The sequence below is a fragment of the Paenibacillus lupini genome (genome assembly GCF_011761355.1).
In the GTDB taxonomy this organism is placed as follows: domain Bacteria; phylum Bacillota; class Bacilli; order Paenibacillales; family Paenibacillaceae; genus Pristimantibacillus; species Pristimantibacillus lupini.
Genome location: NZ_JAASRW010000004.1, coordinates 51,866 through 65,083, shown reverse-complemented (window position 1 = coordinate 65,083; position 13,218 = coordinate 51,866). Strand labels below are relative to the sequence as shown.

The 13,218-nt window shown below is 47.8% G+C and carries 12 protein-coding genes; 2 read left to right on the top strand and 10 right to left on the bottom strand.

The window, feature by feature from the left end; translation table 11 throughout:
- Positions 1-57 precede the first annotated feature (57 nt).
- The 7 genes from FHS17_RS13740 to FHS17_RS13710 form a co-directional block, all read right to left on the bottom strand.
- On the bottom strand, positions 58-1,413 hold the full coding sequence (locus tag FHS17_RS13740; protein WP_415639821.1) for an FAD-dependent oxidoreductase: 1,356 nt from the start codon (positions 1,411-1,413) through the stop codon (positions 58-60).
- 41 nt (positions 1,414-1,454) lie between these two features.
- Positions 1,455-2,297 (bottom strand): carbohydrate ABC transporter permease, encoded by an 843-nt coding sequence (locus FHS17_RS13735; RefSeq protein ID WP_167278992.1) that lies wholly within the window; start codon positions 2,295-2,297, stop codon positions 1,455-1,457.
- Complete coding sequence (locus FHS17_RS13730; RefSeq protein ID WP_243865351.1) at positions 2,287-3,228, bottom strand: carbohydrate ABC transporter permease; 942 nt, start codon at positions 3,226-3,228, stop codon at positions 2,287-2,289. The genes FHS17_RS13735 and FHS17_RS13730 overlap by 11 nt, the downstream gene beginning before the upstream one ends.
- 66 nt (positions 3,229-3,294) lie before the next feature.
- Positions 3,295-4,614, bottom strand: coding sequence for an ABC transporter substrate-binding protein (locus FHS17_RS13725; protein ID WP_167278991.1), 1,320 nt, complete (start codon positions 4,612-4,614; stop codon positions 3,295-3,297).
- Positions 4,615-4,762: 148 nt separating this feature from the next.
- Complete coding sequence (locus tag FHS17_RS13720; RefSeq protein WP_167278990.1) at positions 4,763-5,521, bottom strand: response regulator transcription factor; 759 nt, start codon at positions 5,519-5,521, stop codon at positions 4,763-4,765.
- A complete protein-coding gene (locus tag FHS17_RS13715) occupies positions 5,518-7,278 on the bottom strand; it encodes a sensor histidine kinase (RefSeq protein ID WP_167278989.1) in 1,761 nt (586 codons plus the stop codon). The genes FHS17_RS13720 and FHS17_RS13715 overlap by 4 nt, the downstream gene beginning before the upstream one ends.
- A 312-nt stretch (positions 7,279-7,590) precedes the next feature.
- A complete protein-coding gene (locus tag FHS17_RS13710; RefSeq protein ID WP_167278988.1) occupies positions 7,591-8,151 on the bottom strand; it encodes a TetR/AcrR family transcriptional regulator C-terminal domain-containing protein in 561 nt (186 codons plus the stop codon).
- A 157-nt stretch (positions 8,152-8,308) separates the two neighbouring features.
- Here FHS17_RS13710 and FHS17_RS13705 point away from each other — a divergent pair, with 157 nt between their 5' ends.
- A complete protein-coding gene (locus tag FHS17_RS13705; RefSeq protein ID WP_167278987.1) occupies positions 8,309-9,241 on the top strand; it encodes a ketopantoate reductase family protein in 933 nt (310 codons plus the stop codon).
- Between the two features lie 61 nt (positions 9,242-9,302).
- Here FHS17_RS13705 and FHS17_RS13700 read toward each other — a convergent pair whose 3' ends face one another.
- The 3 genes from FHS17_RS13700 to FHS17_RS13690 are packed head-to-tail and all read right to left on the bottom strand — an operon-like array spanning position 9,303 to position 11,831.
- Positions 9,303-9,956, bottom strand: a complete 654-nt coding sequence (locus FHS17_RS13700; protein ID WP_243865381.1) for a carbohydrate-binding family 9-like protein — start codon at positions 9,954-9,956, stop codon at positions 9,303-9,305.
- Between the two features lie 4 nt (positions 9,957-9,960).
- Positions 9,961-10,983, bottom strand: a complete 1,023-nt coding sequence (locus FHS17_RS13695; protein ID WP_167278985.1) for a Gfo/Idh/MocA family protein — start codon at positions 10,981-10,983, stop codon at positions 9,961-9,963.
- The gene (locus FHS17_RS13690; protein WP_167278984.1) at positions 10,983-11,831 is read right to left on the bottom strand and encodes a sugar phosphate isomerase/epimerase family protein; all 849 of its coding nucleotides are present in this window, start codon (positions 11,829-11,831) and stop codon (positions 10,983-10,985) included. The genes FHS17_RS13695 and FHS17_RS13690 overlap by 1 nt, the downstream gene beginning before the upstream one ends.
- A 188-nt stretch (positions 11,832-12,019) precedes the next feature.
- On the opposite strand from FHS17_RS13690, the gene FHS17_RS13685 reads away from it, so the two are divergent.
- Positions 12,020-12,925 (top strand): AraC family transcriptional regulator, encoded by a 906-nt coding sequence (locus FHS17_RS13685; protein ID WP_167278983.1) that lies wholly within the window; start codon positions 12,020-12,022, stop codon positions 12,923-12,925.
- The last annotated feature ends 293 nt before the right edge of the window (positions 12,926-13,218 follow it).

The following is a 13,218-nucleotide window of genomic DNA, read 5'->3' as shown; positions in this document are numbered from 1 at the left end:
ATAAAAAAAGCAGCGTCCCTCTCGTAAAGGAATCTCGCTGCTCTAGTCCTGCTGCTATTAGTTGAGTATGGCGCCTTGCTCTCTAAGCCTTGCCTGAAGTGCTGGGATGCTGACATCCCGCGGGGTAATGTCTTGCTGGAAAGCCATTGCCGCTGCTGTTCCTGCCGCTTGCCCCGTTGCCATACAGCTTGGGGACAAGCGGGTTGTACCCAGTGCTTCATGAGAGGTGGAGATGCATCTTCCCCCTACCAATAAGTTCTCGATCTGCTTCGGAAGAAGGCTCCGGTAAGGGATATCATAAGCTCCATCTCCCTCAATCCAAGAAACCAATACGCTGTTATCCGACGGCGCATGAACATCAATCGGATAGCCGCTGCGTGCAATAACATCATCAAATCGTCTGCCCTGCACAACATCATCCATGTCGAGAATATACTGGCCGTCTATACGGCGGCTTTCCCGAATACCGATCTGAGCGCCAACCTGGGAGATCGAAGCTTTCTCAAAGCCAGGCAGCGAATTCTTCATGAACTTCGCAACCATCAATACTTGCTTGCGGCCAAGCTCTTCAGCCAGCGTCAAATCTTCTACGTTTGTCCCGTCGAGACCTTGAATACGGGTCATATTGACGAGTACTTCATCCTCTTCCGGACCGCTGAAGAACAAGACCTGGTCCCGCTTGATCGGCAGCTCCGCTTCCTTCCAGTGCTTGTAGAAGCCTTGGACCGCGGACAAATATAGATCAGGCAGCTCATCAATCGGCGTCTTATAATAGAACTCATCTGGATGCTCGATAATATATTGTTTGACCTTCCCGAGATCTACGCCTCTCATCCGGAACTTCATCGTCATCGGCTGTGTTAGATAATCGCCGTCTCTGCCTTTCAGGCACGGTGCTCCTGCCGAGTAGGCGAGGTCAGCATCGCCTGAAGTATCGACGAACATTTTTCCGCGCACCTCGATCCGACCTGATTTGCTTGTCAGCGTAACGGATTCAATCCGGTCACCGTCCATCTTCACGCTATCAACGAAGCTGTGGAACAGCATCCGTACGCCCGCTTCCCTCAGCATATCAACGGCCAGCACCTTATACACTTCCGGATGATAGGGCGTAATCGTATGGACAAAACCGCAGGTATCCCGAACATGACCCGGTGAAGCTTCAAGCTCCATCAGCCGATCTACCATTTCCTGCCCTGTACCTGCAATGACCTGTTTGCCTGCTGTTGTATGGAACGTCATCCATGGGAATACAAGCGCAGCTGTCGACATGCCTCCAATAAACCCATAACGCTCAATCAGAACCGTTCTTGCTCCAAGTCGTCCCGCCGCCAGAGCTGCATGAATACCGGCCGGCCCTCCACCAACAACGACGACATCCGCTTCAATGACATCCATTGCTCTCTTGTCCATCCTTCTCCCTGCTTTCTTGTTGTAGATGATTAATCCCATTATTATTTCAATCCGGTTAAAGCTACCCCTTCGATAAAGCGCTTCTGCGCGAAGAAAAAGACGATCAGGAGCGGCAGCGTAGCGATGACGGATGCTGCCATCAGAAGCTGCCATTCCGTACCCGCTGTATCGGTAAACAGCTTAAGACCAACCGGCAAGGTGAACAAACGATCCGAGCTGATATAGATTAACGGGTCAAAATAGTTATCCCAGCTATGCAGGAACGTAAAGATCGCAAGTGTCGCGAGACTTGGTCCAGCAAGCGGAAACATAATACGCCAGAACGTTGTCCATGGCGAGCAGCCGTCGATTTTGGCCGCTTCATCCAATTCACTAGGCACGGCGATAAAAAACTGACGCAGCAGAAACACACCAAACATCCCACCCGCTCCAAGCATAGGCGGTACAATTAACGGGAAGTGAGTATCCGTAAGCTGCAGCTTCGTGAACCAGTTAAACATCGGGATCGCCGTTACTTCCGTAGGAATCATCATCCCAGTCAACAGAACAAGGAAGATCAGATTCCGCATCGGGAACTGCAGCTTCGCAAAGGCAAACCCCGCCAGCGCAGCGAACAAACAAGTTCCTACCGTAACTAGCACGGACGTATAGAGACTGTTCCAGAAGTAGAGCGGGAATTGGGGCTGCACCTTAAACACATCCGCGAAGTTGCCCCATTGCACCGGGCTTGGAAGCCATTGCGGCGGGAAAAGAAAAATCTTGGTCTGCTCCTTTAGTGCCGTCGTAACCATCCAGAAGAAGGGGAACAGCACCAGCACCGAGACGGCAATAAGCGCCATATATACCGGGAGGTTCCGCAGCACTGCTCTCTGCTTATTGCTCATGATGGACCCACCTCTTTCTGAGATTCCACTGGACGATGGTCAGCACCAGCACCAGGAAGAACAGGATGAAGGCAATTGCTGAGGCATAGCCGAATTCAAAGATTTTGAAAGCCTGCTGATAGATGTAGTACACGAGCACATAAGTGCTGGTTCCCGGTCCCCCGTCTGTCATCACTTGAATTTGCGAGAACACTTTGAGGGAACCAATTAATGTAAGAATGAGAGCCAGGAAGAGGGATGGTGAGATCATCGGCAGCGTAATGCTGAAAAACGTACGGCGCTTCGACGCGCCATCTATAGTAGCCGCTTCATAGTACATCTTCGGCACATCCTGAAGTGCCGCCAGGAAGATCACCATGTTCAGTCCAACATTCTTGAGCACACTGACTAAGATGACAACCGGCATAGCAAGCTCCATATTATATAGCCAAGCAGGTCCGGTAATGCCAATCAGCTTCAGCAGCTGATTCATGAGTCCGTTATCCGTCGCGAAAATATATTTCCATACAATGGACCAGACAACTATAGAGGTCACAACAGGTGTAAAGATCGCTGTTCGGAAGAAGCCGATGAACGGCAGCTTTCGGTTAAGCAGCACAGCAAGCCCGAGAGCAAGAATAAGATTTAACGGGATTAATCCTAAAGAGAAATAAAGGGTATGACCTACGGTCTGCCAGAACAGCGGATCTTCAGTGAAAGCTTTCTTGTAGTTCCCAAGCCCAATAAATTCGGATTCATGAAGCAGGGAAGCATTCGTGAAGCTCATCGAGAAAGCAGCAATAATAGGGATGAGCAGGAATACTACGTACCCGATCACCATCGGAGAAATAAACAGATAGCCATACCATTTCTCGTGTTTGTTCAAGCGATTGGTCTTACCTTTGCGCACAACAGCTTTAGCTGGTTCGGGTTTTACATCAGCGAATTCCAAGGTGACTGTCTCCTTTCTAAGGCTGATCGCCAAGCTGTCTCTGCTTGGCGATCAAGTCCGTCATCCTTATTTGAGCAGCGGTGTAATCTCGGTATCTGCTTTCTTCAGCACATCCTGAACCGATGCGGATTGCGTGTACAGATAATCGAGTACGGACTGCATCTTCGTATCAATCTGCTGCCAGTTCGGATGCGCCGGAAGCGACTTCGCCGTTGGCATTTGATCAATAACCGCCATCTTGACGCTTTCTGGAGACGGCCCCTGCTTTAGGAAATCATCCGATTCGAGAACGGCTTTACGACTAGGCACGAAAAATTGCGAAGTAATGACCATATTGTCCGGATTCGTAATATAGGTGATGAATTCGAGTGTTTCCTTCGGATGCTTTGTATCCTTCATGCCTACAACCCCGGCATATCCCATTGTAGTACCTGTTCCTGCAGGACCTGCCGGCAGCGGTGCGATATCCCATTTGAAATCCGTAACGGCCTTCGCTTTACCCATGTAGCTGAACAGTTCCTTTTGCATCGCGATTTTGCCTGTATCAAATGTCGTCTGATCGCCTGGCTTCGGATGTACCTTCTCCTTAAAGATCATGTCGGAGAACATCGTAAGCGCCTGCTCGCCTTCCTTCGAGTTCAACGTCAGCTTCGTGCCATCTGCGCTCAGGAAGTCTGTACCATAGGCATTGAAGATCGACTGCAGTGCATCCGGCCAGTTGTTCCAGCCGTTACGAACCATGTTCGCGCCGTAGATGCCTTTTGCTGGGTCGGTCAACGCTTTAGCTGCTTTCAGGAACTCGTCATAATTCCATTTACCCTGCTCATAAAGCTCAGTTGGTGTGGCGAGACCTTTTTCCTCGAACAGAGTCTTGTTGTAATAAATCATCGCAGGCGGCGTAGAGAACGGAATGCCGTACACATGATCATCCTTGCTGAGCAGGTTAAGCGTGGATGGATAGATATCTGCAAAGTTATAGGCGGTATCGTTCTTAATCTCGGAAATATCCATCAGCTGATCAGCCGTCAGGAACTGCGGGATCATCCGCTCTGCAAGCCAAGCAACGTCCGGTGCTGTTTTGGAGGCTTGCATGATGGACAGCTTTTGCTGGTAATCCGCGAATGGAATCGTCATAATCTCCACGTTAATGTTGGGGTGTGACTCATGGAATTTGGCGATCATGTCCTCATACATTTTTTTATGCGTATCGTTGCCCCAGATGCTGAACTTCAGGTTAACGCTCTTGCCCGAATCCTCCGATTTAGTTGCCTCCCCAGCAGCCGCTGTATTGCCCTCGTTACTGCTGTTATTGCTGTTATTACCGCAGGCGGTTAGTGTTGCAGCGGAGAGAAGAATTGCCAGTGATAACGCATATCTCTTTTTCATCTCTAATACCCCTTTTTCGTTCAATTTGATGAACCATTGCTTTCTTCCATATGAAGCGCTTTCATATTCTTATTATAAAAAAAACTGAATACCAGGTAAGTCACCTAATATCCAGAAAAGGTTCGAATTGTATTGATCTTGTGTTTTTTTATACCTGACCGGTGCTGTCTCTATACTCGCTTGGCGTGCTGCCAACGACCTGCTTGAAGACGGACATAAAGTATTTGCTGTTCGGATAACCGCATGACCTCGCGATATCCTGGATTTTCAATTGTGTCGTACGAAGCAGATGCTTCGCTTTGTCCATTCGGCATGTTGTCACATAATCGGATAAGTTCTGGCCGCTTTCCGTCTTGAACAAGGCGGATAAATAGCGATGATTCAGATGGACCTGATCCGCCAAATATTGCAGCGAGATATCCTGGTCTAAGCGGCTGGAAATAATGTCCTTCACCTTGCGGATGATCTGGCGCTCTTCGCCATCAGCCGGCTCTGCGGCATCCGCCAAGGATGAACCCTTAGTAGATACAGAAGACTGTAATCTTTTTCTCAGTTTCTCAATGACCTGATTGAGCTCAACCCGGTCTACAGGTTTAAGTAAATAATCGGTCACCTCATATTTGATCGCATCCTTGGCATATTCAAAGTCACCGTAGCCGCTGACGATCACAACCGGCATCGACGGATACTGCTCTCTTAGTCTCTTGAGCAGCTCGATTCCGTTCATATCCTTCATCCGAATATCGGTGATAACAACGTCCACGATTTGTGTCTTCAGCCAGTTCAGCGCTTCAAGCCCATTCGCTGCTTCCCCAACAATACGACAGCCGCCAATCACTTCCTCCAGCAGCTTACGAAACCGTGTGCGAAGATTGACCTCATCTTCAACGAGCAATATGGTGATCATACCTGTTCCTCCTCTTCGTATAGAAGCGGAAGGCGCAGATAAAATACGGTCCCCTCCCGGTTATTCTTATCGATAAATAGACCGCAGCCTTCTCCATAAAGAAGGAATAGCCTCCAATGGACGTTCCGCAGGGCGAAGCCCTTCTTCTTCTCACCAAATCCACGCCGGTCCACATGTTCGACAGGAGTCGCATAAATATGCTGCTCTACCTGTTGCATCTTCTCCGGACTTATCCCCATGCCGTTGTCTTCTACAAAAATGATAAGATGATCGTCTTCGATCTTCGTATGAAGCCTTACAGTAAGCTTATCTGTTCCCATCGCATGCTCGATCGCATTTTCGATAAAGGGCTGCAGGATCAGCTTGGGAACCATCAAGTAGTCATGCCCAAGCTCAACATGAATCTCAACCTCAATCTGCTCACCAAGCCTGGATCCTTGAATTTGCGAATAAGCTTCTACAAACGATAGCTCATCACGCAAGTACACAAATCTCTCTTTGCGTTCCACCGTATACCGGAGCAGCTTCCCAAGATTAACCGCGATATCGGATATTTCCTCCTGGTGCTTGTCCATCGCAAGGGAGTTAATCGCCTCCAGCGTGTTATAGATAAAATGCGGATTAATCTGGCTTTGCAGCGCATCGAGCTCTGCATCTCTCTGCCGGATCTTACTTTCGTACACTTCCTTAACGAGACGTTCGAGCTCTGAGACCATCACGTTAAAGCCCTCTGTCATCTGTCCCATCTCATCGGAGGTCGTAATCTTCGCCCGCGCCGCAAAGTCTCCCCGCTGTACCCGCCTCATCTTCATCTGAAGCTCCCGGATCGGTCGAACCATTCTGCCGGAGGCAATACCTGCCGCGATATAGGCGATTAAAATGGAAATCACCGTAATCCACAAGGTGTATTGCGCCAAGCTCCGTGCGCCTTCCTTGATTTCATTTTTCCGGACGAGTCCTGTCACTTGAATCCCTGTATAGTCGGAGCGCTTGGTCGCTTTAATAAAATCCGGTGTACTGCTTGTAAGCTCGGTAGCTGCTGATGTGCTGCTGAAGGGGTACAGCACCCGGTCCTGCCGATCCGTTAAATAGACTAAACTGGTAGAACCCGTGCTTGTACCAGCTAGTATCTTCGCGAAGCCTTGGTCGGTCAAATCGACTTTAATAATACCTAGATGCTTATTCGTAAACGTCTCTCGAATCACTCTAACAATCGAGACCACTTGTCTCTGTTCATCCAGATAATAGGTTCCGGTATGCGGAGGAAGTACGATCAGTTCACCGTCGGCCTCCTCCGCCTCCTTCATCCAGTCATTCTGAGCGGCATCCCAGCTCTTGCTGACCGTATTTTGCAGATTACTGAACAAGGTGCCATCGTACGCGAACAACAAAATACCTTGAATCTCGCTGCGGTCAACCGCCAAGGAGGAGATCATCAGATTCATTTTCGCCATTTGGTCGGAAGAGACGTAGCTGCCTGAGGTCGAAGGCGTCCCGTGCTTTTTCAATATATCAAGTACCGCGTTGTCATAATAAGGCGCCATCGTCAGCCGATCAACGTCGTTAATATACCGATCCACGTTAATACTAACCTGATTAATAATTTGGTTGGTGTAAGAGATCGAGTCTTCTTCCACATTTTTCGAATATTGATAATAGGTCATAATGCCGCTGATCAGGAAAGGCGCTGTAATGAACCCGCATAATAGAACAACGAACTTCAGCCTCATCGGAAAAAATAGCCTTTTTGCCTTCATAGCGGTCCTCCCGTTGTCCCGTTAGTGGTCGCTCCAATTAGCTGCAACTAATTGTACACGCTTTCTTTTGGAGGCGGAAGTGATATTTAATGGGCTGAAAAAAAGCATGGTATTCAACATATTGTTCCGCTTGTTTTTCACCTATTGTGGATAATGAAGCCTGTGGATATGTGGATAATAATTGTGAATAGCACATTACATCCCATATAGGTAATGGTTGATATGTGTGTAACTTTGTGAATAACTTCTATTTCCAATGAACAACTGTCCGATAAAAAAACAATATATTGAATTGGAATGCCATTCCAAGTGTTAGGGGCCCAGAATCATCCGGTTCATCTCTAGAAGAGACCATAACCGTTCTGTCAATTCTTCCGCAGAACAAGGCATGGATTGGGTGAACCACCATTCAATTACTCCGACGATCGCCGAACTCATAAATTGCGCGTATATCGATTTACCCAGTTCATCTAAGCTTAATTCGTTATCCTTCATATGCTCCATGATCTGCTTATTTATCATGCTGCTTAGATGAACTCGGAAGGACGGAACATCTTTAATGCTTAACAAAGTTTTATATATTAGAGCATTCTTTTCAATTTCTTTAATCGTAAGGAGTAACGGTGCTTTCGTTGGATAAGGACCTGTCGCATCTATGGAATAGCAGCTCTCCATCAAATGAATCAGTTGATTCTCTATGCACTTATCTAATAAATCGTATTTATCCGAGTAATGCGAATAAACGGTGCCTCGATTAACATCGGCCCGCTCCGCAATTTCATTAATCGTTATTTTCTCGAAATCTTTCTCCGCGATCAGCTGCATTAATGCATTCATGATGGCGGTTTGGTTTTTTCTAATTCTTCTATCCACAGAGAGCTCTCCTTTATTGAACAAATCTGTATAGTCTGTTGAAAAACCAACAAAACCAATGCATCTAGCGATTGCTGGCTGCTCAAGCGACTGCTATTCTGATTTTATTCAATACATGATCGAAAAACAACGAATGTTGAATAAAGGAGATAAGGCGATGAGAATATTGGTTTACGGCGCTGGCGTTCTAGGCAGCTATCTTGCTCATGTATTGGTGCGTGGGGGGAATGAGGTTACTGTTCTGGCAAGAGGCAAAAGAGCTGAGCAGTTGGAGACGAAAGGGCTTGTCATTCGCCATTACTTCCAGCGACGCAACACGGTTGATGAAGTAAACGTCATTCGTGAGCTTGCAGCCGATGATCTGTATGATCTTATTTTTGTCGTTATGAAATATAATGATTTCCCAACCGTTCTGCCTATTCTAGCTGACAATCAGTCTTCTAATATCGTTATGGTTGGTAATAATGCAGATCCTTTGGGGATGCAGGATATACTTCAGGCAAAAATGAAGAAAAACGTCATCTTTGGCTTTCAGCTTAGCGGTGGACTTCGAGAGGAGAGCGGACGCATCATCTGCATCCGAGGGGGCGGGCAAATGGTATTAGGCAGCTTACACGGTGAGATCTCCATAAAACCTACCCTAGAGAACGCATTTAAGAATGTTAAATATAAACTAGCCTATCATGAGGAAATGGATGCTTGGCTTAAAAGCCATATCGTCACGATCGTTGCCTTAAACTCGGTTAGTTTTCTTAACGACGGCGATTTAAATCAAGTATCGAAGGACAAAAAACGATTGAAGCTTGCAGTAGACATGATGGACGAAGGATTCAAGCTTTTAGAAAAGCTGAACTACACGATTACACCTGCCAGCCAGGTCAACCTTGTACGAAAGCATAAACAGGTCGTTTATTATGGTCTAAAAATGATTCACAAATTACCGTTTATGAAATTGATAGATGGCTCTTTTCATGAAATTGCCGCTTTGTTCGAGTCTTTCAATAAGCTGAAAAGCCAAACCAATGTCGCTACTCCCCATTGGGACGAAATGGAGAAGCAAGCGATGTCCAAGTTTGTTGGGCAGAAATAATTAGTAGTCCCGAACACAAATAACCGCTCTCCTCAATAGGAAAGCGGTTATTTCTAATACATTAGTTGCGGCTCCCCAGCATCAGCATGCCAAAGCTGGAGCTGCGATGAAAATCTGGTGTGGCGGACTTTACAGGCGACCAGCTCACATAATGAGGCTCAGGCGTCAGGTCGCCGCACTTGTAGAAATTCCCCTTCATCACCACACCAGGGATAGCGCGGAAGCTGGGGAACCAGTCCTGCAGAAAGGCAAAGGGAACACTTAGATGAAGCTCCCAATACATCCTGCTGCTTGCCCGATCCCATAGGCCGACCTCGGAACGAATACCGAATTGTCCGTTATCTTCGGCTGTAATCCGCTTTCGAGCCTTCCCCCGTTCGCCGATTTCGAGCAGCAGCATCCCTGCGGCATTCAGCTCAAAATTAAAATAACGCTCGTCTTGCAGAGGAAGCGGTTGAAGAAAAAACTCTACGCAGCTGTCCTCATAGACTGGTGCACCGTTATGTCTGTGCCGAATAAGCGGTGCTATCTCGAATACTCGGAACTGCAGGTGCAGTGCATTGGCATCATATACCGTACGAACCTCCGTCTCCGGCGGATGATCTAGGATCAACCATTGCTGATGAGCCACAGACACAGGAGTCAACTGCTGCCAATGTGCGTTATCAAAGTCTGCCGCCGCTTCATCATAAGGGATCTCATAGGATTTATTCATCACCTTAAGGAACAGCAATCCATGCGCCGCGTTGATCTGCCGATTCCCGCTCCGCTGTTACGATCTCGATGCTAGCCTTGGTGCTGGCTGGTGTCGCAGTATCTAGAGGCAAGCCTTGAACTAGCGACTCTACGAAATATTTCTGCTGATAATAATAGCCTTGATCCACAGGCAGCTCAGCTGTGAAGCCTGTGCCATCATTCGGATTCACTTTCACGGAAGCACCGTCAAACTGTACGTTGCCATGCTCGAAGTTAACTTTATAACCCATCTCAAAGCCAAAATCGCCATTCAGCGTCCAATCCACCTGAGCGGATACGATTTTGTCGTCCTCGTAACGGTAATGGGTCGAGACTATATCGTAGCCGCTGCCTGGAATCACATTCCGACCATAGCAAGATACGGCTTCGGGCTTACCAAACAGCCAATTAACGACATCAGTGTCATGCACATGCATATCAAGCAGTGCACCGCCGCCTTTCTCATTTTGCAGTACCCAAGGTCCCCATGAAGGTGTACCGCCGCCGCGATAGAAATAAGCACTTGTCACGTTGCCGAATTTCCCACTGCTAACAAGCTCTTGCAAATAGACATAAGCTGGCCAGAAGCGAAGACATTGCCCAATCATCAGCTGCTTGCCGCTTGCTTCTGCTGCTTCGATCATGATGTCGCACTCGTCCGCGTTCATCGCCATAGGCTTTTCGCAAAGTACATGAACACCGCTGTTCAGACATTGGATAGTGACATCACGATGAAGGAATGTTGGCAGCGTAATATCAACCGCATCCAGCTGCTCGCTCTCCAGCATCGCCTGCACCGACGTATATTTGTTAAAACGGCTGTAATCAATCTCGTTATCCGATGACGTATCGATATTACCGCCGCCGCCGCCGCCGTTTAGCTTCGCCTCATCCACATCACATAGGGCAACGACACGAATCGGCGCGCCTTCTCTCTCCAAACGAAGATAGTTCTCGAGATGTGTTTTCCCCATAAACCCAAGTCCAATTAGTCCAATATTCAGCATTAGCGCTCCGTCCTCCCTAAGATGGCATCCATTGCAGCAGAAGTGTTATACACGATTTGTTTCGTATGATGCGTGTATGGCGGAATCATCTCAGCCGTTACATAGTCGTTATAACCGATCGCATTCAGCGCCTCGATCACTACCGGATAATCAACATCACCCGCAAGCAGATCCACAAAACCATGTAGTCCACCCGCTTGACGACGATAATCCTTGAAGTGAATCTTCTTAATGCGCTTGTTCAGAATCGAGATCCAATGCTCGGGATAGCCGGAATAAACGACATTGCCAACATCGAAGTAAGAACCAACATAATCAGAACCTACTGCGTCAATAAAGCCTCTCATCTCAAGCGGCGATAGCAGAAACTTATTCCATACGTTCTCGATACCAACCGATACTTTTAGTGCCTCTGCTTCCTTCGCGAGCTTCGAGAAGAACGCTAATGCATTATCATAAGCCCGGTCGTAAGGCACCACCGGAGCATTCGGAATAAAATCAACGCCAACAGCGCCAGGTACGATCAGAATCGTATCTACGCCAAGAGCCGCAGCCGATTCCAATTGTTTTTTCGCGATATCAAAAGCCTTGCTTGCCACCTGCTCATTCTGGCTGGTCGGCGGATAATCCCAATACAATCCGCTGGCTAAGCTCGACAGCTCAATACCAGTATCATCTGCAAAACGGCGAACGGAGCGGACTTCCGTCTCCGTGCTCTCCAAGCTTAGCTGACCAGTCTCGTTCAGTGACAACTCGATGCCATCAAAGCCGGCGTCCTTGGCCAAAACAATACTTTCCTCTATACTCATGCCTGACGGAAAAGACCAGATATTAATCCCTTTTTTCATGTTAGGCAGCCTCCTAAAAAAATTTTGAAGCAATTCTGCTTCGTAAGCATTAGCAAAATGCTCTTTATAAAACTAATTATATAGGCCGTCCTTGGGAGCGCCTTTAGCAAATCAGCCGTATCTTTTGCACAGCTCAAAAAGGCTTTATAATAAGTGCAAAGAGCAAGAAAAAAGGGAGAGATCGGCAGATGGAATTCACTCGACATACACTTGAGGAAATACTCGCAGTGCGTAAGCTGATTTCGTTCCATTACTTTGAATTCGCCAAAGGCTATATGTTCGAAGGAGAGCAGCATGACTTCTGGGAGCTGTTATACGTGGACAAAGGTTCTGTTGAGGTTAAGGCGGATGATCGGACTCATCAGCTTGAGCAAGGTATGATTATTTTTCATAAACCCGGGGAATTCCACACCATAAACGTCAGTCAGCAGCATAAACCGCCTAATCTGTTTGTTCTATCCTTCGAGTGTACTGCTCCTTGTATGGCGAGGTTCGAGAACCTGACTATGCAGCTTGGTACTAGAGAACGAAACTTGCTGTCACTATTGCTGCAGGAGGGTTTCCACTCCTTCGAACCGCCTTATGACAATTCCCATATCCACGAGCTTATCAGCCGTGAAAATGCCCCATTTGCCAGTGAGCAGGCGATGCGTAATTATCTGGAGACACTGCTGATACAACTGATTCGTTTGCAGGACGATGCCGACCGCGATAGACATACCGTACGCAAACCTGCCTCCTTCCAGACCGAGAAGGCGGAGCAGCAGATGGCTGAGCAGATTATTTCGTTTATGCGCGAGAACCTATCAGAGCAGCTAACATTGGACAGGCTATGCCAGGAGCTGCATCTGGGGAAAAGCCGGCTGAAGGAGATTTTCCATACACAGGCCAGCGTTGGTCCGATGGAATATTTCAAGCAGTTAAAGATCGAAGAAGCAAAGACACTGATCCGCGAGCAGCAATACAACATGACAGAGATTGCGGCGAAACTCGGCTACAGCAGCATTCATTACTTCTCGCGTGACTTTAAGAAAGCAACCGGCATGCCGCCGTCCGACTACGCACGTTCCGCCAAGGCGCGTGTGAAGATATAGGGATGCCGCACCACACTCACTACGCGAGGCGACTACGTTGGATTCTATCCAGTAACTTTCGCCACAATAAGCTACTTTCAGATAAATGAGCTGATCCTGCTGGAGGAATTCCAACGCAGCTTTAGCTACTTGGCCCGGACGCACCATTACGTTGGATAATATACAGTCTGCGGTGGGGTTGGTTGAGGGATACCTACTCTTAATGCTATCACCTGAGCATCAGCTACTCCCCCTACGTTGGAGTTCATCCAACGTAACTCAGCTCCATTGCCGGCTATTGCGCATTACGTTGG